The sequence below is a fragment of the Rhodanobacter sp. 7MK24 genome (assembly GCF_014842995.1).
Taxonomy (GTDB): Bacteria; Pseudomonadota; Gammaproteobacteria; order Xanthomonadales; family Rhodanobacteraceae; genus Rhodanobacter_A.
Window position 1 is genome coordinate 138,585 of record NZ_JACYXL010000007.1, and the last position, 21,738, is coordinate 160,322.

Below are 21,738 nucleotides of genomic sequence, written 5' to 3' on the forward strand. Positions count from 1 at the left end.
TCGGGCGGGCTGACTCGCCCGTCGCCTCGAGGCGACGGGCGTGCACGGTCAGGGCAGCTGCAGCACGGCCCGGACCGAGCCGTTCACCGCGCTGCTGTCGACGTAGCCGACCGCGGACGGATCGGCGGCCACGGCCTTGACCACGGCGTCGTCGCTGCCCAGCTCCTTCGGCGGCACGGCGCGGCCGCTGAATACCAGGCGCGACCATACCGATTTCACCTGGCTGGCCGACTTGCCGGTGGCTGCCTGGTAGAACTTTTCACGCAGCGGGTTGGAATCGGCCAGGTCGAACAACTTGGCGTTACCGCCCGCGGGCAGGCTGGTGGTCTTGCCAAGGTAGAGCGCGGCGGCGTCGTCCTTGCTGAGCGATTTGACCGGGCTGCTGGCGCTCACGATCACCACGGTGCCAGCGAGGGCAGGGGCGCCGACCAGCGCCAGTGCGCCAGCGACGAGACAGTTTCGGAAGATGCGATGCATGACGAACCTCAAAACAGGAAATCGACGACGGCGGAGTACACGTCCACGGCATGCCCGTCGTAGCCGGGGACCACGTCCGTGAAAGTGCCGCCATGGGAAGAAGGCTGGACGTGATCGGCCTGCAGCTTGATCGCCACGTTCTTGTACACGTCCCAGCGCACGCCCGCCGAGGCGGTGTGCTGGCTGTTGCCTTCAACCAGGCCGTCCACGCCCTGCGCAAGGGGCATCAGCGGCGGATACGGCGGGAATGCGTAGTTCGAGCTGTTGTCGCGCTTGGCGTAGCCGGCCCACGTGACATAGGGCATCCACTTGCCGAAGTGGTAGCCGGCCGTGCCGTACCAGCCGGAAGCGGTGCCCAGCGCGTCGGAAGCGGAGCGCAATTTGGCGTACTCGCCGGTGAGCAACAGCTTGCCGTCGTCGTAGTTGCCGCCCAGGCTCATGAAGGTGGTGCGCGCACCGTCGGCGTTGATGGTGCTGGCGTACTGGTCGAAGCCGACCATCTGCAGGCTGTCCACCAGCAATCCGAGGTTGTCCGAGCGGTAGGTCACCTTGCCGGTGCTGGCTCCGCCGCGCAGGCGCAGGTTGCCGATCTCGTAGGTGACGTAGGCACCGGCCAACTGGTTGACCTTCAACCGTGCGGTCGTCTCGGTGGTGTCGGGCAGCGGGCTGGAGGCGTGCCCGCCCAGCGCCTGCAGGGTGAGGTAGCCCGCGCCGGCGTTGTGCGACCAGCTGATGTCCGCACCTTCGTAGTTGTCCATCGCGGCGAGGTTGTAGACCTCCAGCGGCGCGCGCACCCACGGGTTGGCATAACCCACATAGCGGTAATCGGAGACCAGGTAAGCCGGCCAGCCCAGCCGGCCCAGTCGTAGCGTGGTGTCGCTGCTGAGTTTGTAGCGCAGGAAGGCCCACTCCACCGTCGGGCGGAAGCGGCCCTTGGCGTCCTGCATCGCGATGGCCTGTGCGGTGGCACTGAGGCTGGACGTGAAGGTGAGGTCGAGCTGGCCGCCGACGCGCGAATCGACCAGGCCGGTGCCGCCCTCCTGGGCGCCCTTGAGCTGGCCTGGATTGACCAGCAGCATGTCGTTGGTGTTCGTGGCGGTATAGCCGACCGTGCCGAAGCCGGAAAAACGCCAGGAGAAGCTGTCGTCGGCATGCGCACTGGAGGCAGCGGCAATCGTTGCCACGAGGGTCGCGGCAAGGGTCTTCTTGGAAAGCATTGGGTTGGATCCGTTGATGGTCGATAGGGAAGGGCGTGGCCCTTGCCAGACGTTTAACGGCAATCCAACGAAAAACTTGAGCGGCGGGCGGCCAACGGGCCGGCTCCGAGCCCGGAGCGGGGGTGCTTGCGGCACAATAACCCCTTTCGCGCGTCGCTGGCGGCAGTCCAGACGGCGCCTTTCTCCGTTCCCCAGTCAAGCCATCCCCATGACCGCCATCAAGCAAGCCGACCTGATCCAGTCCGTCGCCGACGCCCTGCAGTACATCAGCTACTACCACCCCGTCGACTACATCAAGAACCTCGCCGCCGCGTACGAGCGCGAGGAGTCGCCGGCGGCGAAGGATGCGATGGCGCAGATCCTGATCAATTCGCGCATGGCCGCCGAAGGGCATCGTCCGCTGTGCCAGGACACCGGCATCGTCACCGTGTTCCTCAAGGTGGGCATGAACGTGCGCTGGGACGACGCCACGATGTCGCTGGAGGACATGGTCAACGAAGGCGTGCGCCGCGCCTACAACGACCCGGACAACAAGCTGCGTGCCAGCGTGCTGGCCGACCCGGCCGGCAAGCGCAGCAACACCAAGGACAACACGCCGGCCGTCATCAACGTCTCCATCGTGCCGGGCGACACCGTGGACGTGATCGTCGCGGCGAAGGGCGGCGGTTCGGAAGCCAAGAGCAAGTTCGTGATGCTCAACCCCTCCGACTCCATCGTGGACTGGGTGCTGAAGACCGTGCCGACCATGGGCGCCGGCTGGTGCCCGCCGGGCATGCTGGGCATCGGCATCGGTGGCACCGCCGAGAAGGCGATGCTGCTGGCGAAGGAGTCGCTGATGGAGCACATCGACATCCAGGAGCTGATCGCCCGCGGTCCGCAGAACCGCGCGGAAGAGCTGCGCATCGAGCTGTACGAGAAGGTCAACGCGCTGGGCATCGGCGCACAGGGCTTGGGCGGTCTCACCACCGTGCTCGACATCAAAGTCAAGGATTACCCGACCCACGCGGCCAACCTGCCGGTGGCGATGATCCCCAACTGCGCCGCCACCCGCCATGCGCACTTCACGCTGGATGGTTCGGGCCCCGTCCTGCTCGATCCGCCGTCGCTGGAAGACTGGCCCAAGCTCACCTACAGCCCGCAGAACGCGCGCCGCGTGAACCTCGATACGGTGACCAAGGAAGAAGTCGCCGCGTGGAAGCCGGGCGAAGTGCTGCTGCTCAACGGCAAGCTGCTCACGGGGCGCGATGCTGCGCACAAGCGCATGGTGGAGATGCTCAACAAGGGCGAGCCGTTGCCGGTCGATTTCCATGGCCGCTTCATCTACTACGTCGGCCCGGTCGATCCGGTACGCGACGAAGTGGTCGGCCCGGCCGGCCCCACTACCGCCACGCGCATGGACAAGTTCACCGAACAGGTGCTGGCGCAGACCGGCCTGCTCGGCATGGTCGGCAAGGCCGAGCGCGGCCCGGCCGCGATCGAGGCGATCAAGAAGCACCAGTCGGTGTACCTGATGGCCGTGGGCGGCGCCGCCTACCTGGTGTCCAAGGCGATCAAGGCCTCGCGCGTCGTCGGTTTCGCCGACCTTGGGATGGAGGCGATCTACGAGTTCGAGGTGCAGGACATGCCGGTGACCGTGGCGGTGGATTCCGCCGGCACTTCCGTGCACCAGACCGGACCGAAGGAGTGGCAGGCGCGGATCGGCAAGATTCCCGTGGTGGTCGCCTGATTTTCCCCTCTCCCCTTTGGGGCGAGGCCATGCTGCTTGCGAGCCACTGGCTTGCGTATGGCTGAGCGCCCGAGCGCTGGTGCGAGTGCCGGGGGTGCTTGGCGAGGAACGAGCCTAGCAACGGACAGGGTGAGGGGGCGCGAGAGCATCACATCGAAGCACGTGGTGCTTCGTCAAAGTCATTCGCCAGATTGTCCCTTCAGCCCAACCCTCTCCCCGGCGGGGAGAGGGAGTGCGTCGTGCAGTGCCTTCAAGGCATCGAGCAGGCGCTCGGGTTCCCGTAGCGCCTGCCTTGCCGCGCCTATCGCGCGCCGCACATCCCCTGGCGTGGCGCCTTGTTCGATCAGCGCCAGCGCGGGCGCACGACAAGCGGGCAGCACGTCGATCCAGTCCGCCGGCTGGCGCAGCCCGAGCATGCGTGCAGCACGGAACGCGGGAGCCAGCGATTCCACGTCATTGAGTGCACGAACGAAGGCCGCCGCGTCGCGTCGCTCAACCGCTGGATCCAGCGCCTCGCCCAGCGCGGCCAGCGCGTCGGCCAGACGTCGGCGCAATACATCGGTGGAACACACCGGCAACACCAGCCATGCGGTGGCTACGCCGATGGCCGCACCGGCCGCGATGGCGGCCAGGCGCAGTGTCATCGCCGATGCCGCGGGTAATCCGGCGTAGTTCTGCAACAGCGCCAGCGCCACGGTGACGAACAGCGCCCACCAGGCATAGTTGAGCTGGCGCAGCCAGGTGCCGAGGAACAGCGCGAGCAGGATCAACGCGACGCTGCCGTGCGCATCGGCCGGTGCGGCGAGCAGGGCTGCTGCAACGCAGCCGCCTGCCGCACCCGCCAGCCGCAGCAGGCTTTTGTACGCCACCTCCAGCCGGCCGCGGTTGCCGCTGTGCACGATGAAGGCGGTCAGCACCACCCATGGCCAGTGTTCGCCGAAACCCAGGTGGCCAACGGCGAAGGCGAGCGCCAGCGCCACCGCCATCTGCAAGGCCATGCGCGTGGTGGCCGAAAGTCGCGCCTGGCTGGCCGGGGCGCGCGTCGGTGCGGCAACGTGGTGCTTGCGCTCATCGACCAGCCAACCCATGCGCTGGCCCAGCGCGTCGAGCAAGGACACCCAGGCCAGCGCCAGCAGTGCCACCAGGATCGGAACCAGCGCGGCGGGCAACGGCCCGCGCTGCGCCCCGGACAGGTGCGGCACGGTGAGCACGGTCACGAAGGGCAAGGCGACCAGCCGGCTGGCACGCCGCGCCAGCTCGCCGAACTGGCGCAGCCACACCGACGACGCCATGCCCACGGTGAACGCCGTGGCGCCGATCCACGGTGCGTGCAGAAGCAACCAGCCGACGCCGGTCGCGGCGAGGCCTACCACGGGCAGGGCGATGGCCGCTTCCAGTTGGCCGCGGTGGTCGCGGTCGAGCCGGCTGCGCGCCAGCGACAGGCTCAGCACCACCGCCAGCACCGCGCTGCCAGGGCCGGGTGCGAGCCATTGGGCGCAGGCCATGGTGAGCAGGGCGGCCAGCATCGCCGCCATGGCCTCGGGCAGTGCCCGCAACATCGTGGACAGGGCGAAAGGCGCGGCAGTCATGCGCTGGCGGGTTCCTGGTCGGCAGCGCGCAGTCTAGCAGCGCTGCGACAGGGCGCCCTTGGTTCCGTCAAGTGGACGTCTGGACGTCCAAATGGTATTGGATGAATCGACGGTTGCAATCGTGTTGCCGCAGCGCAACACTGGGCGGATCATTTCCCCAGCCACCACCCAAGAGACCCGTGAACCCCAACGCCCCTGCGCCGCTGCCTGCGGACGCCCCCTGGATCGTGATGAAGTTCGGCGGCACCAGTGTCGCCACCCTGCCGCGCTGGCAGAACATCCGTGAGCTGGTCGCCAGCCGCCGCGCAGAAGGCGCGCGCGTGCTGGTGGTCGTATCCGCGCTCACCGGCATCACCGACGCGCTGAAACAGCTGTGCGGCGAGGGCGACCAGGGCAAACGCAAGGCGGCGGCCGGCGCCATCGCGCAACGCCACTACGACCTGCTCGGCCATATGCAGCTCCAGCTGCCGGCCACGCTGGGCGCGCGCCTGGACGAGCTGGCCGCATTGGCGGCGGAAGGCCCGTCGCGACTGGGCGAACTGGCCTGGGCAGCCTTGGTGCAGGCGCACGGCGAGCTGATGTCCAGCGCGCTGGGCGCAGCTTTTCTCAGCCACAGCAGCTTGCCCACGCAGTGGGTGGACGCGCGCGATTGCCTTGCCGCCATTGCGCTGCCCAACCAGAACGAGCGCACCAAGCTGCTTTCCGCGATGGTCGAGGCCAAGCCCGATCCGGCCCTGAACGCGCGCCTCGCCGCGCAGGGCGAGGTGTTCATCACGCAGGGCTTCATCGCGCGCGAGAGCGAAGGGCGCACCGTGCTGCTCGGCCGAGGCGGCTCGGACACCTCGGCCTCGTACTTCGGCGCGCTGCTGAAGGCGGCGCGCGTGGAGATCTGGACCGACGTGGCGGGCATGTTCACCGCCAACCCGCGCCAGGTGCCGGGCGCGCGCCTGCTGCAGAAGCTGGACTACGAGGAGGCGCAGGAAATCGCCTCCACCGGTGCCAAGGTGCTGCACCCGCGCTGCCTCTCGCCGCTGCGCGAGCCGCGCGTGCCGCTGCTGGTGAAGGACACCAACCGCCCCGAGCTGGAAGGCACGGTGATCGGCCCGCAGGTGCGCGAGCACGCGCCCTCGGTGAAGGCGATCAGCGCGCGCAAGGGCATCACCCTGGTGTCGATGGAATCGGTGGGCATGTGGCAGCAGGTCGGTTTCCTTGCCGACGTGTTCGCGCAGTTCAAGCAACACGGTCTCTCGGTGGACCTGATCGGCTCGGCCGAGACCAACGTCACCGTGTCGCTGGACCCCACCGAGAACCTGCTCGATTCCGACGCGATCGCCGCGCTGGCCGGCGACCTCGCCAAGGTGTGCCGGGTCAAGGTGATCGCACCCTGCGCGGCGATCACCCTGGTCGGCCGCGGCATGCGCTCGATGCTGCACACGCTGTCCAGTGTGCTGGCCGAGTTCGACCAGCTGCGCGTGCACCTGATCTCGCAGTCGTCCAACAACCTCAACCTCACCTTCGTGGTGGACGAGGACGTGGTGGACGACCTGCTGCCGCACCTGCACGAGCTGCTGATCACTGCCGGCGCGCTGCGTACCGACGACAGCGTGCTGTTCGGCCCGAGCTGGCAGCAGCTGTACGGCAGCGGCGAGGCGGCGGTTGCGCACGCGTGGTGGCGCGAGCCGGCCGAACGCAGCCGGCTGCTCGATATCGCCGCCGAGGCCACGCCGCGCTACGTCTACCACCTGCCAACGGTGCGCCAGCAGGCGCGCGAGCTGAAAACCTTGGCAGCGGTGGATCGCCTGCACTACGCGGTGAAGGCGAACACGCACCCGGCGATCCTGCGCGTATTGGCCGCGGAGGGTTTCGCCTTCGAATGCGTGTCGCCGGGTGAACTGGAATCGGTGTCGGCGGCGGTGCCTGCGGACGTGCTGCTGCTGTTCACGCCCAACTTCGCCTCGCGTGCGGATTTCGAGCGCGGCCTGGCTACACGCGCCACGATCACGCTGGATGCACTGCACCCGGTGGAATACTGGGGCGAGCTGTTCCGCGGCCGCGAGATCGTGTTGCGCGTGGACCTAGGGCGCGGCCTCGGCCACCACGAGAAGGTGCGCACCGGCGGCAGCGGCAGCAAGTTCGGCCTGCCCGTCGAACAGCTCGATGTCTTCCTGCGCCACGCCGACGCGCATGGCGTGGTGGTGCGTGGCCTGCATGCGCACCTCGGCTCGGGCGTGCTCGACGCGAAGCACTGGGGCGAGGTGTACAGCCAGCTGGCCAGCCTCGCCGAGCGCATCGGCAGCATCGCCTTCCTCAACATCGGCGGCGGCCTGGGCGTGCCCTCGCACCCGGGCGAGGCGAAGCTGGACATCGCCGCGCTGGACAAGGTGCTGCGCGAGGTCAAGGCGGCCTACCCGCACTACCAGTTGTGGATGGAGCCGGGTCGTTACCTGGTGGCCGACGCCGGCGTGTTGCTGGCGCGCGTCACCCAGACCAAGGGCAAGGGCAGCTGGCGCTACCTCGGCGTGGACACCGGCATGAACAGCCTGATCCGTCCCGCGCTGTACGACGCCTGGCACGAGATCGTCAACCTCAGTCGCCTGGACGAGCCCTCCGACGCGCTGTTCCAGGTGGTCGGCCCGATCTGCGAAAGCGGCGACGTGCTGGGCAGCGACCGCCGCCTGCCCGAGCCACGGGAAAGCGACGTGGTCCTGATCGCCCAGACCGGCGCGTACGGCAAAGTGATGTCCTCGCCCTACAACCTGCGCGGCGAAACGGAAGAGGTCGTGCTGGATAATTGACCGCCTTTCTCCCTCTCCCCTCTGGGGAGAGGGTTGGAGTGAGGGGTGGGTGCTCGTAGGCAGCTATCCAACGAAGCGGAGGTTTCAAGGATGAAACACTTGCACGTGGATCGGGCACGACGTCTGAGAGTCGGCCAAACCGAAGCCGAACAAAAACTCTGGCACCACCTGCGCAACCGCCAGATGCAAGGCTGGAGATTCCGCCGCCAGCATGAAATGGATCGTTACATCGCCGACTTCGTCTGTCCGGATGCAGGCCTGATCGTGGAATTGGACGGCAGCCAGCATGGCGAACAGATGATTTATGACGAAACTCGCACGCGCAAGTTGGAAGCCATGGGCTACCGCGTGCTGCGTTTCTGGGACAATGACGTACTGACAAATATCGAGGGCGTGCTTGAGGCGAGTCTGGAGGCCTTGGCAAGCCCGGTCCCTCACCCCAACCCTCTCCCCGGAGGGGAGTGGGGGCAGGGCTCGCGGGAGACTTGAGAGAATGACGACGATCCACAATCCCCGCCTGACCCAGGTGTTCCGCTTCCTGCACGCAAGCTACGCCGACGGCGTGGCCGAGCTGGCATATGCCTTCGACGATGGCGAGCCCATGGTGGAGCGTATCCGCTTCCCGCATGCCCCCGCGCTGCCGGTGGAGCGCAAGGCCGCATTCGATGCCGCACTGAAACTGCTGCACCTGGTCGCCGGCGTCAGCTACTACAAGGCCGGCGTGCCGCCGAAGATCGAGGTGACCGACGGTCCGTTGGACGACGCCACCGCCGACCTGCTCGATGCGCTTTACCTGCATGGTCTGGCCGAGTTTGCGTATCGCAACGGGCTGGACCTGCGCGGGCGCATCGTGTTCCCGCGCCTTGGTGCGGAAGCCGATCCGGCGATCCCACGTGGTGGCGTGAGCCGGCCTGAAGCGAAAGCCCTGGGCCTGCCGCAACGCACCCTGGTTCCCATCGGCGGCGGCAAGGATTCCCTGGTCGCGGTGGAAGCCATCAAGTCCATCGGCGGTGAAGCCACCGCGGTGTGGGTCGGCAACTCCGCGCTGATCGCCGCCTGCGCCGAGCGCACCGGCCTGCCCATGCTCAACCTTCAGCGCGAGCTGGCGCCGGCGCTGTTCGAGCTCAACCAGCGCGGTGCGTGGAACGGCCACATCCCGGTGACCGCGGTGAACTCGGTCATCCTCGCCGTGGCCGCCATCCTCTATGGCTTCGACTCCATCGCTTTCGCCAACGAACGCTCCGCCTCCGCCGCGACGCTGGAATACGAAGGCCAGCAGGTGAACCACCAGTGGAGCAAGGGCTACGCCTTCGAACAGCTGCTGGGCGACTGGTTGCACACGCACGTGGCCGCCGACCTCGACTATTGCTCGCTGCTGCGCCCGTACTCCGAACTGGCGATCACGCGTGCGTTCGCAAAGCTCACGCCGTATTTCGACGCCTTCTCCAGCTGCAACCGCAACTTCAAGATCCTCGGTCCCAAGCCGGCGGACCGCTGGTGCGGGCAGTGCCCGAAGTGCCATTTCGTGTTTCTCGCACTGGCGCCGTTCCTGCCCAAGCCTCGCCTGCTCGCGATCTTCGGGCGCAACCTGCTCGACGACGAGACGCAGGCAGCGGGGTTCGACGCCCTGCTGGAATACCAGGACCACAAGCCGTTCGAATGCGTGGGCGAGGGCGCCGAGGCGCGCGCGGCCATGTATGCGCTGAGCCAGCGGCCGGAGTGGCAGGAGGACGCGCTGGTGGCGCGTTTCAGCAGCGAAATCCTGCCGCAGCTCGAGGTGGCGCAACTCGCGCTGGAGCCATGGCTCGAACCCTCCTCCGAACATCGCGTGCCAGAGCGCCTGCAGGCCGCGTTGAAGGCCATCGCCTGATGCGCATCGCCGACCTGGCGGGCAAGCGCGTCGCGGTGTGGGGTTTCGGCCGCGAGGGCCGGGCCGCGATCCGCGCCATCCATGCGCAACTGCCGCAGCTGCCGTTGGCGCTGTATTGCAGCGAGGATGAGGCCGATGCGGCGCGCGCATTCGACGCCGCGCTTACCGTCTATGGCCAGGAGCCGGGCTCGGTAGCTCTGTGCGCCTACGACGTGGTGGTGAAGTCGCCGGGCATCTCCGTCTACAAGCCTGCGGTGACCACCGCGCAGGCACAAGGCACCGCGTTCACCTCGGGCACTGCGCTCTGGTTCGCGGAGAACGCGGACGCACGCGTGATCGCGGTGACCGGCACCAAGGGCAAGAGCACCACCACCGCCTTCATCGCGCATCTCGCGCGTGCCCTGGATGTGCGCACCGCGCTGGCCGGCAACATCGGCCTGCCCTTGCTGGAGCTGCAAGGCCAGTCCGCCGACTTGTGGGCCGTCGAACTTTCCAGTTTCCAGACCGGAGAAGCGGGTGCGCTGGAGCTGGGCGTGGTCACCAGCCTGTACGAGGAACACCTCGACTGGCACGGTTCGCGCGAGCGCTACGTGGCCGACAAGCTCAAGCTCGCGGATGTGTCGCGTACCCTGCTGGTCAACGGGCAGCAGGCGTACTTGCTGGAGCGCACCGCCACGCATCCGCATCGCCTCGTGTTCGGCACGCCCGAGGGCTGGCATGTGGCCGATGCTGCGATCCGCCGTGGCGAACAGGCCGTGTTCGACATCCACGCGATGGCTGCGCCCGGCCTGCACAACGCGCTCAACGCCTGCGCGGCGCTGGCTGCGCTGGAAGCGCTGGGCTACGACGCGATCAAGGCCGCGCCGGCATTGGCGGATTTCCGCCCGCTGCCGCATCGCCTGCAACCGCTCGGCATCCGCGACGGCCTGGCGTGGATCAACGATTCCATCAGCACCACGCCGCTGGCCACGCTGGCTGCGCTGGACAGCCTGGCCGGACGCGAGGTCACGGTGGTCGTGGGCGGGCATGATCGCGGGCTGGACTGGTCGGACTTCGTGCGTGCCGCCAAGGATCGCACCGACCTGCGCATCGTGACGCAGGGGGCCAACGGACCGCGCATCGCGTTGGCGCTGCGTACGGCCAAGGCCACGGTACCGCTGGGCGAGGCCGAGGATTTCGCCGACGCGGTGGCGATGGCACGCACTGTCACGCCGGCGGATGGCGTGGTGCTGCTGTCGCCGGGCGCGCCCAGCTTCGACCAGTTCAAGGACTATGCCGAGCGCGGTCGCCGTTTCGCGGAGCTGGCCGGCTTCGCTGTCGAAACGACCGGCATCGATGGGCTCGGCATCCGCTGACGCCGTGGTGGCGTGCCCGCTGTGCGGCGATTCGTCCGGCGCGTCGTGGCGCGAAACCACCGGTATCTACCGCCATTGTGCGTCGTGCGATCTGGTCAGCCGCGACCCGGCGACATGGCTGGACGCCGTGGCCGAGCGTGCCTATTACGGCACACACGACAACCGCGTCGACGATCCGGGCTATCGCCGTTTCCTCGCGCAACTTGCCGGACCGTTGATGGTACGTCTCGCGCCTGGCGCGCATGGTCTCGATTATGGTTGCGGTGCGGCGCCGGCGCTCGCCACGATGCTGAGCGAAGCGGGTTTCCCGACAGTCGGCTATGACCCGTTCTTCGCTCCCGATGAGATGCCGCTGGCCGCGCGCTACGACTTCGTCACCTGCACTGAAGTGCTGGAGCACATGCATGCCCCCTTGCGCGATCTTGCATGCATCGACGCGATGCTCGTGACTGGCGGCTTGCTCGGCCTGATGACCGAATTGCGTCCGGCGATGGCGGGGTTTGCGCGCTGGCATTACCACCGTGATCCTACGCATGTGGGATTTCATTCCGAGGCTTCGCTGCGTTGGATCGCGCGGCGGTTCGGCTGGGAGCAGGTCGGTATGGATCGGCGCGTGAGTTTGTGGCGCAAGTCGCGGTGAGCTGCGCATTTTCTCCCTCTCGGGCCTGCGGGGAGGAGTGGGGGAGAGGGTGGTTCTGGCGACGACCGTTCGTTTCCGCGATCGGGCTCGCCTGCGGAGGCCTTTCGATTGCCTGCCGGCGCCCGAGTCCCTTTCTTTGCTGGCCCAAAGGAAGGTGGCCCAAAGAGCGGCCTTGCTCAATCCGCCGGGATTACAAGCCTGCTGTTTCGAGGATGTTGGAACTGCATCGCGCGACACGACCGCCGCCGCCGCCATGCCGCGCCGTATCCGGGAGCTGGGGCACACGCGAAATCGGGGACGTCACGCTCGTCATCCCGGCGAAGGCCGGGATCCAGCAGCCGTATAGCTCGTCGCAACTGGATTCCGGCCTTCGCCGGAATGACAGGCAACCGCCACGCTCTGCTTTGGCCGTTTGCTTCTGCACGCAGGAGCGCGCTGCTTTTCTTGGGGCGCACGAAACCGCTTTGTCACTTGCGAGAACGACATGGAAACTTCTGCGCGACCTCATGCCGCCGAAGTGTCGATCCCGCCTTCCCGCAGCAATGCATCCAGTTCCCCCAGCCAGGGCCGGAATTTTTCCCAGCGACCTACGGCGCGGCGGTGCATGCCCTCGCGGACCTGCGCGGTGCTGGCGGTGGCCACGGCGGAAGGATTGTTCTGGAAGGCCAGGCAGGCGTCGTGCCATTCCAGGTCGCAGTGTGCGAGCAGCTTGCGGGTGGTGGCTTCCTGTTCGGCCACCAGGGTTTCGTAGTCCACCTGCAGAATGCGACCGGGCAGCACGGTGTTCCAGTGAGCCATCATTCGGTCGAACTGGATGTAGAAGCGACCGATGTCGAGCAGGTCGAAGCTGTAGCCGTGGAAGGCGGAGTTTTCCGCGAAGGCTTCGCGGAAGTTGCTGAGGCAGGTGTCGAGCGGATGGCGGCGCAGGCAGATGATCTTCGCTTTCGGCAGCGCCTTGGCGATCAGGCCGAGGTTGAGGAAGTTGTGCGGCAGCTTGTCGATGAAGCGCGGCTTGAGCGCGGTCTGCGGGCGGGTGGCGTCCACGTAGCGCAGGCCGAGCTGGTGCCAGTCGTACCGGTGCGATTGCGCGATCAGTTCCGGGCACAGCCTTGCCGGTGCGCCGGCAGGCGCCAGGCGGCAGAGCTGCGTGCCGAAGTCCATCAGTTCGCCGGCGGAATGCACATCCGGATGACTGGACAGGATGCGCTCCACCAGCGTGGTGCCGGAGCGCGGCATGCCCACGACGAAGATGGGTTCGTCGCTGCCGTAGCCGCTGCCGCTGTCCACCGTGCCGGGGAACGCCGCGATCAGCGCGTCGACCATCGCGCGATCCCGCTGGGGTTGGTAGTCCACGCGCGTGCGCGCGGCGGCCTTGCCCAGCCGCATGTGCTCGAAGGAGGCGGCATAGTCGCCGAGATCTTCACACTCCTTGGCCAGCGCGCTGTGCAGGTGGATTTGCGCATCGACATCGCCGGCATGTTCGGTCAGCAGCGTGCGCAGAGCTTCGACGTGGTTGCGGTCCGGCGTTTGCCGGTACAGGCGCGATCGCAGCCCGTAGGCCGGCCAGTACGTCGGCTGCAAGGCTACGCAAGTGCCGAAGTGCGTTTCGGCGGCGGCGAGGTTGCCGGTGAAGGTGGCGGTCACGGCGGCATTGAAGCGGACGACGGCGTGATCCGGCAGCGCGGCCGTCGCGCGACGGAACATCGCATTGGCGCGCTCGAACGCATTGCACTGCATGTAGACGCCGCCCAGCACATCCAGTGTCAGCGGGTCGGCCGGCGTCAGCGCGTAGGCGATGTTGGCGACCTGCAGGGCTTGGCCATAGCGGCACGAAATCGCCAGCGCAAGCGCGAAATACGTGGTGTATTCGGCGTTCTCGGTTTCGATGGCCACGGCGCGGTTCAGATGCTCCAGTGCACGACCCTGTTGCCTGGTGTCGAGGCAAATGCGGCCGGCGAGGTAGTGCGCTTCGGCGCAGTTGGCATCCACTTGCGTGGCGTGCGCGGCGAGTTGGCCGGCTTGCGCATGGTCTCCGCGGGCACGGGCCTGCCGGGCGTCGTCCAGCAGCTTGCGCAGTGCGGGAGGGGTTGGCTTGGTGTTGTTCATGGCCGCCATTATGGAAAAAAACCGCGCCTTTTCGGGCGCGGCTTTTCAAGGTTTCCTACGGCAGTGGCGCTTACCAGATCTTCACCCGCTGGTCCGGCGCAAGATAGAGCTTCTGGCCGGGGTTCACGTTGAACGCCGGGTACCACGCATCGAGGTTGCGTACGGTGAGCGCGCGGAACTGCGCGGGCGCGTGCACGTCGATGCTGAGGCGCTGGCGCTGGGCGGCGTCGCGTATCTTCGAGCGCCAGGCCTGCCCGAAGGCCAGGAAGAAGCGCTGGTCGCCGCTCAGGCCGTCGATTGTCGGCGCAGGCTTGCCGCCCAGCGACTTGTGGTACGCGAGGTACGCGATGGTGAGGCCGGAAACGTCGGCGATGTCTTCGCCCAGCGTCTGCTCGCCGTTGACATGCAGGCCGGGCAGCGCCTCGTACTGGTCGAACTGCTTGGCCAACTGCTCGGTGGCGCTCTTGAAGTGTGCCTCGTCGGCGGGAGTCCACCAGTTTTCCATCTTGCCCTGCGCGTCGAAGTCGGCGCCGGTGTTGTCGAAGCTATGGCTGATCTCGTGGCCGATGATGGCGCCGATGGCGCCGTAATTGGCAGCGGCGTCGGCCTTCGGGTCGAAGAACGGTGCCTGCAGGATCGCGGCGGGGAAGTTCAGCGCGTTCTGCAGCGGCAGGTTCACTGCGTTCACCGTCTGCGGCGTCATCCACCATTCGCCGCGGTCCACCGGCTTGCCGAGCTTCGCCAGCTGGTGTTCGTATTCGTGTTTTTCCGCACGCAGGTGGTTGCCCAGTGGATCGTCGGCGCTGACCTGCATGCTGCCGTAGTCGCGCCAGTGCTCGGGATAGCCCACGCCCACTTTCAACGTGACCAGTTTCTCCTTCGCCTTGGCGCGGGTACCCGGGGTCATCCAGCTCAGCGTGTCGAGGCGTTCGTTGAAGGCGGCGATCAGGTTCTTCACCAGTTGCTGCACTTCGGCCTTGGAGGAGGCGGGGAAATATTTCTGCACGTAGAGCTGGCCCACCGCATCGCCGAGATCGGTGTTGGTGGCGCCCACCGCGAGCTTCCAGCGCGGCTGTTGCTGGGGCGTGCCCTGCAAGGTGTGGCCATAGAAACCGAAATGGAGGTCGGCGTAGGCCTTGGGCAGCAAGGGCGCGGCGCCGTCCAGCGTGTGGAAGGTGAGCAGGGTCTTCCATGCGTCCAGCGGTTCGCTGCCGACCAGTGCGGCGAGGCGGGTGATGGCGCCGGGCTGCCATGCGTCGATCTGCTTCTGGCTGCCGAGGCCGGCGGCCTTGAAGTAGCTGGCCCAGTCCAGGCCGGGTGCCTTCTGCGCGAAGTCGGTCGTGCTCCACAGGTTGTTCGCCTTGTGCACGTCCTGGCTGTCGACCAGGCTTTCCTGCGCCTTGGCGATCTTGGTTTCCAGGTCGATCACCGTGGCGGCCTTGGCCTCCGCGTCGGCGATGCCGGCCTGCTTGAACAGCGCGACCACGTAGGTGTGGTACTGGCTGCGGAACGCCGCCATGTTTGAATCGTCGGCGAGGTAGTAGTCCCGGCTGGGCATGGCCACGCCGCCCTGCAGCAGATACGCGACGGTGTGCGAGGGATCTTCCAGCCCCTGCGTCACGAACAGGCCGAACAGGTTCTCGGTATGGAAGTTGGTGGCGTTGACCGGATCCACGTCGGCGCGCAGGCGGCTGCCGAGCACGCGGGCGAGGTCGTCCTTCGAGGCGATGGCGTCGATGGCGGACAGTTCGGTCTTCAGCGGCGCGAGGCCATGCTGCTCGATCGCGGCCTCGTCCATGTAGGCGGCGTAGTAGTCGGCGATCCTGCGTGCGTTGCTGCCCGCGGCGGGATGGCTGGCGCCGGCGTTCTTGATGAGGTCGGCGGTGTGCTGCTCGGTCAGCTCGAAGATCTTGAGGAAGGTGCCGGTGCTGGAGCGGTCGGCGGGGATCTGCGCGGTCTTCAGCCAATTGCCGTTCGCGTAGTCGAAGAATTCGTCGCCCGGCTGTACGGAGTGGTCGATGCCGGCGAGGTCGATGCCGATGTCGGGGCCGTGTGCGACAGGCACGGCGGCAAGGGCTGGCATGCCGCAAAGCGCGGCGGCGATCGCCGTTGCCAGGATCCATCGAGTGCTTTGCATGGGTGCCACCTCGCTGTCTTGGGAGACGGGCACGATAGCGCCAAGCGGGTGGTGTTGCAGGTGCCGGAAGACCGGGAGCGCGCTCTTGCGCGCTCCCGGCGTGCCTCGCCGTCAGTGCTGGTTGTTGTCCTGTTTCTTCGGTGGGGCGTGTGCGGGCTTGGCAGCCTGATGCTGTTCAGCCGGCGCCGGATGGGCAGCCGGGCTGGGTGCCGGCTGGGGCCTGGCTTCCGGGCGCGGCGCGGGAGGTTGCGGTGCACGTTCCATCTCCACCGGTCGCGGTGCGGTGGCGTGGGTGGGCTCGGGGCGCGGGGGCGCCGTGTGCGTGGCTTCGGGGCGCGCTGCTTCATGCGGCGCTTCGACGCTATGCACCACCTCGGCAGCACGGGGTGCCTCGGCGGGACGCGGCGCTGCCACCGCATGCGGAGCCTCGACGGGACGCGGTGCCGCGGCAGCCCGCGGCGCTTCGAAAGGACGCGATCCTGCGGTAGCGCGCCGGGCTTCGACGGCCCGCGGCGCTTCTGCAGCGTGCGGCACCGGCTGAGCGGGAGCGCCGGCGTGTGCCTGCTGGAAACGCGCAGGTTCGGCGCCGCGTACCGGCGTGCCGAAGTGCGGCATGGTCATGGCCTGCATGGCGGGTTTCTGCGCAGCCGCTGCTGGCGCGCGTTCGTTGTTCGCGCCGTTGCCGATGTAACGGTTGTTGCCGCTGTTCGTCGTATTGACGTAGCGGGTGTTGTTCGTAACGTTGTTGATCGTGCGGCTGTTGTTGATGTTGTTGGTGACATAGCGGTTGACCACCGTCGTGGAGCGCGAGACATAGACGGTGTTGTTGTGCACCACCGCCGGACGCTGCCAGCCGCCGCCCTGGCCTTCCGGGCCGCCGCCATGTCTGCCCCAGTTCATGCCCCAACTGTTCCAGCCCCAGCCTGGATTCGGGCCGGGACCGCCCTGGTTGTCGTGGTGGTGTTCGAACAATGCTCCAACCACGATGCCGACGCCGAAGGCGATGGCGCCCGTCGCCACGATCTGGCCGGTGCTGTAACCGGCGGGCTGGGCATAGGTGTAGCCGGGGTAGGGCGCCATCGGCTCGCCGTATACGGTTTCCGGGTCGTATTGCGGCACGTACACCGTATCGGGCTGCGCGGGCAGGATCTCGATGGTCTGCGGCGGCGGCGGCACCTCGGCGGGGCCGGCATACACGGGCTGTGCGTCGCCTTCATACGCCACTTGTTGTTCGTCTGCCGGCGCGGTCGAGGGCTGGCTGACCACCTGCATCTGCGCCGAGCTGCGCAGGCTGCCATTGTGCTGCGCGCGCTGGCGCATCACCTGGATGGCGTTCATCACGTCGGACGGGTCATTGACGTAGGCCTCGCCCAGCGCGGTCGTCCACGGGATGTTCTGCGCCATCTGGTCCAGCACGTTGGGGAATTGCGTCAGGCCCTTCACGCTGGGGTCCCACGGCTGCGGATTCACCTCATCGGCCAACTGGCTGCCGGTGAGGTTCGGATGCTGCTGCAGCATGTTGTCGGCGGCCGTGATCTGGTCGGGATACGTCGAGCCGGCCAGCACTTGCGCTACCAGCTTGTCGGGGAACAGGGCGATTGGCGCCACCATTTGATAGAGCTGGTCGGCCGAGGGAGGCGTGTACGGCGCGGGCTGTTGTGCGCTGGTGCCGGCGGATGCGGGTGCGGTGCCCGCGGCGGCTGGGTTCGCGGCTTGCGAATCGGCGGCCTTGTTGCAGCCGGCCAGCATCACGACGCCGGCGCAGAGCAGCGTGCAGGCGGCGTTGCGGGGGAAGGTTCGGTCGATCATCGGAAACACTCCATGGGGATGACGATGGAACAGAAGCGGTGCGGTGATTATTGCCATGCGTGTCGTACGGTATTCGTTACGTGCGATGCGCCGGTCATGCGCGATTCCGCAAAAAGGACGGTGTTGCGGACTTTCTTGCGAACACGTTCAGCGTTCGTACCGGTAGTTGAAGCTGGCGCGACTGAAGTCGGTGGCGCTTTGCGCCTCGAAATTCCAGCGATGGTTGAGCCGGTAGCGTAGCGTGACGACCTGGCCGGATTCGAAAAGACCTACGCCGTAACTCAGGTAAAGCCGTGGCGACAGGTACTTGCCCACGGTGAAGGCGGAGTTGCCGCCCAGCGCCTCGTTGTTGGAGACGCCGATGTCGTCCACGCCGATCTTCGAACCGATGCTCTTGGCCAGCAGGTTGCCCGCCGCCGAACCCAGCGCCTGCGCGGCGGCGCTCAGCATGTCGCCCTCGCCGCCTTTCACCTGCGACAGCGGCTTGCCGGTGACGAGATAGGAGAGTGCGTCGGACTGCTCCATCAGCGGATTGGAGAACACGGTGAGCACGGGGCGTTGCGCGGTGCCGGAAATCTGCAGCCCCACTTCCTGGCCTTCGTCGATGGTGGCATTGGGATTGAGCTTGCGGCTCGCCCGGATGTCCAGGCCCGGGTTGTCGATGGGGGTGCTGGCGAACAGCAGCTTGCCGCTCTGGATCGCCAGGTTCTGGCCGTAGGCCTTGTACGTGCCGCTCACGGTGACCTGGCCCTGGCCGGTGGTGGTGCGGCCAGGACGCTCGCTCACCGTGAGTACGCCGCGGAGGCGGCCGTCCAGGCCCATGCCGGCGAGATGGGTCTTGTTGCCCAGGTCCACTTTCACCGTGGCGGTGAACGGCAGCGATGCGCCCGGCTCGGGCTGCGGGCGATCGACCACCACCACGTCGGGCGAAGCCTTGCTCGCACCCGCACCGGGCAGCTTGTCGAGATTCACGTCGGCGCTGTCCAGCAACACTGCACCGTTGAGGTCCAGCCCTTGCGCATTGCGCTGCAGGCGCAGGTCGGGCGCGATCGCGACCTTGGCGGCGGGGATGTCGGCGGCGGTGAACTGGCTGCCCTTGATCGCGATGTCGGTGGAGACGTCGCCCCCCAGGCCCACCACGCCGCTTACCGTCAACGTCCCTGCACCGGACTGCACACTGCCATCCACGCGCAGGCCGCGCGCGTCGATGGCGCTTGCCGTCAGCCGCCCTTGCGCAAGCTTCAGCCCTGCTGCGGGAACCTCGGCGGCGAAGTCGTCGAGCGTGGCATTGCCGTCGATGGCCGGCTGCGTCAGCGTGCCGCCGAGATGGAAGCTGCCGCTGGCCCGGCCATGCACGTTCGCCAGCGCGTCGCTGAACAGTTCGATGAAGGCAAGGCTGTTAAGACGCAGGTCGATCTGTCCGGCCAGTGCTTGTTGCTTGCCGCTCAAATTCATTTGGCCGTCCAGGCGTCCGCCGTGGTCGAGTCCTGCCTGCAGGGTGAAGCGCTGGCTGTGCGGGTCGAGTTCGACGTTCAGCGCGAAGCTGTCATAGCTCAGCAACGGCGCGTCGGCATGCTCGGTGTAGGTGATGCTGCCGCTGCTGGAGCCGATGTTGGCGTGGCCGCTGAATGCGCCGGCCGCATTGCGGTGCACTTGACCGTCGCCCTGCAGGCTTCCGTCCACGCGCACCGGCAAATCGGATTCGCCTGCGGCATTGAGCAGCAGCGCAAGCGGCAACGCGCGCAGCCGGTAGCTGGCGTCGAGGTTGCCGGCCTTGTCCTGCTTTGCGCTGGCGCACAGCTGCGGGTCGCCCGCCGTGAGGCACAGTTCGGACAGGCTGAAGGCGCCGTCGCGCCAGGCCAACTGGCTGGCGTTCTGCAGGCGCCAGCCGGGCAGGCCTTGCGGATCGAGGTTCAGCGTGGACAGCGTACCGCTCCATCCGTCGTTCTTCAGCGCCCCATGTAGTGCCAGCGCACCGGAAACCTGGCTGCCGTGCGCCTCCAGCGTCAACCGGTGGTCGCTCTGGCTACCCTCGGCGAGCAGGTGGATACGCTGGAACACCAGTCCGCCGGCGTGCGTGCCGCCCATGGTGAGTTCCAGCTTTCCCGCGGGATGGCTGATGTCGGGAATGCCGACGATCAGTTGCAACGTATCCACGCGCTGCTGCTGCCATGCCAGCGCGTTGCCGTTCAAGTGACCGTTGACGGAAAGTTTCGGCAGCAGGCCGCGGATGGAGAGCCGGCCATCCAGGCGGCCGCCGGCATCGGGCAGCCAGTCGGCCAGCGAGGCGATGGCGAGCGTGAGCTCGGCGTTGTTGCCCACGCCGGGTTTGGCGTCGATCTGCACCGTGCTGCCGCCGGAGGACAGCTTCAATTTGCCGTCGATCACTTGGTCCGGCGACAGATGCAGTTTTCCCTCGCCGCCGAGGCTGCGGTCGCGCAAGCGTCCGGCGAGTTGCTTGAGCTCCAGTGTGGCATCGGGTCCGGCTTTCGCCAGCGTTCCCTGGCTGGCGATTGCGAAATCCAGCGCGCCGTTCCATCCGGCGAACAACTGGCCGGGATCGATGCGGCTGGCCTTGGCGTCGAGTTGCCAGCCGAGCACGGGTTGCAGTTGCAACCTGCCTTGAGCCTGCAACTGGCCCTGCGCCTGTTGCAGGGTGAGCGGGTGCAGGGCGATGGCCTGCGGCGTGCCGTCGATGTTCAACACTAAGTGCGCGGGCTTGCCGGGCGGCCCGACAGTGAGATCGCCGGCCGCATGGAAATTTTCTGCATTGCCGTATGCATCGAGCTTGCCCGCGCTTGCCAAGGGCTGGCCAACCAGTTCGGCGGGCAATTGCAGGTCGCTCCATTGGATCGCCAACTGGCCACCCAAGGGCTTCGCGTCCAGTCGCAGTTTGCCGTTGGCTGCCAGTGTTCCCTTGATCTGCGGCGAAGCCAGTGTGAGCTGCTGCAGCTCCAGCGTGTTGCCGTCGCCGCTGAGGCTGGCGCGCAACGGTTGCAACAGGAGACGGTACTGGTTCAGATCCAGCGTGCCGGTGAGTTCGCCGCCATGGCGGTCGCCCTGGCCGTGCACGGCCATCGCCACGGATGCCAATGGGCCGTCGCCGAGCAGCGGCTTGGGATCGAAGCGTGGCGCATCGAGCGTTGCCTTCCATGCGTACTGGGTGTCCTGGCTCAAACCCAGTTGCAGGTGTGCCGCCATGGGTTGCGCGAGTTGCAAGTCGAGCTGCGCCTGCCTGCCGTCGCTGCTGGCGACCAGCTGGCCGGCGTAGCGGGTAGCGCCCAGTTGCCACGCGAAGTCGGCATGGCCGTTGCCGCGTTGTCCGCGGGCGAGGGCCAACTGGCCCTGGAGATCGACAACGCCGTCCGGCGCGCGCAGTTTCAGCGTGTTGATGGCGATGCCTGCATGCGTCCAGCGGCCGGCGAGGTCGAGGCTGTCGGAGGCGAACACGGGATGGCCGCCCCGGCTTACATGCACCGCGCCGACATGCGTGCGATCCAGCAGCAGGTCGATCGGCGGCTGCAGCGAGAAGCTGCCGGAGCTTTCGCTCGTGTCGCTGCTTTTCGGCAGCGACACCGTCACGTCTTCGAGGTCGAGATCGCGCACGTGTACGCGGGCCGCCAGCAATGCCCAGAAGCGCAGGTCGAGGCGTGCGTGTGCCGCGTCGATGCGCGTGCCCTGGCCGTCGTCGTAGCGCAGCCCGTCGAGTTGCAGCGGACCGATCAAGCGGCCTTGCGCGTGCTTCCACTGCAGCGCGCCATGCGTGGCGGATTGCGCGCGTGCCAGGGCGAAGCGCAGCCCGGCGCCGGTATCCAACAGCCACCACAGCGTGGCTGCAATCACTGCCAGCAGGATCGCGAAGGCGATGGCGAGGCGCTTCAGCCACTTCATGATGTTGTCTGCTGCCTCTGGTTTGTTTCGGTCGCCGTGCATTTGCGCGTTGCAGGGCCAGGCCCTTTGCCTATGTCGAAGCCGGGCTGTCCTGCCCGTCTTCGACTCGCCGAGTCCGTTGCGCAG

At 67.3% G+C, this 21,738-nt stretch carries 13 protein-coding genes; 6 read left to right on the plus strand and 7 right to left on the minus strand.

Annotated features, from left to right (window positions below; all coding sequences use genetic code 11):
- Positions 1-48 precede the first annotated feature (48 nt).
- The gene (locus IHE49_RS12695) at positions 49-477 is read right to left on the minus strand and encodes a phosphate ABC transporter substrate-binding protein (RefSeq protein WP_192158435.1); all 429 of its coding nucleotides are present in this window, start codon (positions 475-477) and stop codon (positions 49-51) included.
- 8 nt (positions 478-485) lie between these two features.
- Positions 486-1,694 (minus strand): hypothetical protein, encoded by a 1,209-nt coding sequence (locus IHE49_RS12700; protein WP_192158437.1) that lies wholly within the window; start codon positions 1,692-1,694, stop codon positions 486-488.
- 208 nt (positions 1,695-1,902) lie between these two features.
- On the opposite strand from IHE49_RS12700, the gene IHE49_RS12705 reads away from it, so the two are divergent.
- Entirely contained in the window at positions 1,903-3,420 is a 1,518-nt protein-coding gene (locus tag IHE49_RS12705; RefSeq protein WP_192158439.1) for a fumarate hydratase, read from the plus strand.
- A 179-nt stretch (positions 3,421-3,599) separates the two neighbouring features.
- On the opposite strand, the gene IHE49_RS12710 is transcribed toward IHE49_RS12705, so the two are convergent.
- Positions 3,600-5,009 (minus strand): FUSC family protein, encoded by a 1,410-nt coding sequence (locus IHE49_RS12710; RefSeq protein WP_192158441.1) that lies wholly within the window; start codon positions 5,007-5,009, stop codon positions 3,600-3,602.
- 179 nt (positions 5,010-5,188) lie between these two features.
- On the opposite strand from IHE49_RS12710, the gene IHE49_RS12715 reads away from it, so the two are divergent.
- From IHE49_RS12715 to IHE49_RS12735, 5 genes are all read left to right on the plus strand, one after another.
- Positions 5,189-7,804, plus strand: coding sequence for a bifunctional aspartate kinase/diaminopimelate decarboxylase (locus tag IHE49_RS12715; protein ID WP_343227578.1), 2,616 nt, complete (start codon positions 5,189-5,191; stop codon positions 7,802-7,804).
- A 90-nt stretch (positions 7,805-7,894) separates the two neighbouring features.
- Positions 7,895-8,293 (plus strand): endonuclease domain-containing protein, encoded by a 399-nt coding sequence (locus IHE49_RS12720; protein ID WP_192158443.1) that lies wholly within the window; start codon positions 7,895-7,897, stop codon positions 8,291-8,293.
- A 4-nt stretch (positions 8,294-8,297) separates the two neighbouring features.
- Positions 8,298-9,674, plus strand: coding sequence for a UDP-N-acetyl-alpha-D-muramoyl-L-alanyl-L-glutamate epimerase (murL, locus tag IHE49_RS12725; RefSeq protein ID WP_192158445.1), 1,377 nt, complete (start codon positions 8,298-8,300; stop codon positions 9,672-9,674).
- Positions 9,674-11,029, plus strand: coding sequence for a UDP-N-acetylmuramoyl-L-alanine--D-glutamate ligase (gene murD / locus IHE49_RS12730; protein WP_192158447.1), 1,356 nt, complete (start codon positions 9,674-9,676; stop codon positions 11,027-11,029). The genes murL and murD overlap by 1 nt, the downstream gene beginning before the upstream one ends.
- Positions 11,010-11,669 carry a class I SAM-dependent methyltransferase gene (locus IHE49_RS12735; RefSeq protein ID WP_192158449.1) on the plus strand — a complete coding sequence of 220 codons (660 nt, stop codon included), beginning with the start codon at positions 11,010-11,012 and terminating at the stop codon, positions 11,667-11,669. The genes murD and IHE49_RS12735 overlap by 20 nt, the downstream gene beginning before the upstream one ends.
- Positions 11,670-12,173: 504 nt before the next feature.
- On the opposite strand, the gene IHE49_RS12740 is transcribed toward IHE49_RS12735, so the two are convergent.
- From IHE49_RS12740 to IHE49_RS12755, 4 genes are all read right to left on the minus strand, one after another.
- The gene (locus tag IHE49_RS12740) at positions 12,174-13,775 is read right to left on the minus strand and encodes a sulfotransferase (protein WP_225578421.1); all 1,602 of its coding nucleotides are present in this window, start codon (positions 13,773-13,775) and stop codon (positions 12,174-12,176) included.
- A 70-nt stretch (positions 13,776-13,845) separates the two neighbouring features.
- Positions 13,846-15,912 (minus strand): M13 family metallopeptidase, encoded by a 2,067-nt coding sequence (locus IHE49_RS12745; RefSeq protein ID WP_192158451.1) that lies wholly within the window; start codon positions 15,910-15,912, stop codon positions 13,846-13,848.
- Positions 15,913-16,023: 111 nt separating this feature from the next.
- Positions 16,024-17,721: a DUF3300 domain-containing protein gene (locus IHE49_RS12750; protein WP_192158453.1), complete on the minus strand. Its 1,698-nt coding sequence runs from the start codon at positions 17,719-17,721 to the stop codon at positions 16,024-16,026.
- A gap of 147 nt (positions 17,722-17,868) precedes the next feature.
- Entirely contained in the window at positions 17,869-21,612 is a 3,744-nt protein-coding gene (locus tag IHE49_RS12755; protein WP_192158456.1) for a translocation/assembly module TamB domain-containing protein, read from the minus strand.
- Between the last annotated feature and the right edge of the window lie 126 nt (positions 21,613-21,738).

What these genes read in the sequence shown, in the direction of transcription:
- IHE49_RS12705 (WP_192158439.1), top strand. Translation starts at nt 1,903, where the DNA reads ATGACCGCCATCAAGCAAGCCGACCTGATCCAGTCCGTCGCCGACGCC.
- IHE49_RS12750 (WP_192158453.1), bottom strand. Translation starts at nt 17,721, where the DNA reads ATGATCGACCGAACCTTCCCCCGCAACGCCGCCTGCACGCTGCTCTGC.
- IHE49_RS12735 (WP_192158449.1), top strand. Translation starts at nt 11,010, where the DNA reads ATGGGCTCGGCATCCGCTGACGCCGTGGTGGCGTGCCCGCTGTGCGGC.
- murD (WP_192158447.1), top strand. Translation starts at nt 9,674, where the DNA reads ATGCGCATCGCCGACCTGGCGGGCAAGCGCGTCGCGGTGTGGGGTTTC.
- IHE49_RS12700 (WP_192158437.1), bottom strand. Translation starts at nt 1,694, where the DNA reads ATGCTTTCCAAGAAGACCCTTGCCGCGACCCTCGTGGCAACGATTGCC.
- IHE49_RS12740 (WP_225578421.1), bottom strand. Translation starts at nt 13,775, where the DNA reads ATGAACAACACCAAGCCAACCCCTCCCGCACTGCGCAAGCTGCTGGAC.
- IHE49_RS12710 (WP_192158441.1), bottom strand. Translation starts at nt 5,009, where the DNA reads ATGACTGCCGCGCCTTTCGCCCTGTCCACGATGTTGCGGGCACTGCCC.
- IHE49_RS12695 (WP_192158435.1), bottom strand. Translation starts at nt 477, where the DNA reads ATGCATCGCATCTTCCGAAACTGTCTCGTCGCTGGCGCACTGGCGCTG.
- IHE49_RS12755 (WP_192158456.1), bottom strand. Translation starts at nt 21,612, where the DNA reads ATGAAGTGGCTGAAGCGCCTCGCCATCGCCTTCGCGATCCTGCTGGCA.
- IHE49_RS12745 (WP_192158451.1), bottom strand. Translation starts at nt 15,912, where the DNA reads ATGCAAAGCACTCGATGGATCCTGGCAACGGCGATCGCCGCCGCGCTT.
- murL (WP_192158445.1), top strand. Translation starts at nt 8,298, where the DNA reads ATGACGACGATCCACAATCCCCGCCTGACCCAGGTGTTCCGCTTCCTG.
- IHE49_RS12720 (WP_192158443.1), top strand. Translation starts at nt 7,895, where the DNA reads ATGAAACACTTGCACGTGGATCGGGCACGACGTCTGAGAGTCGGCCAA.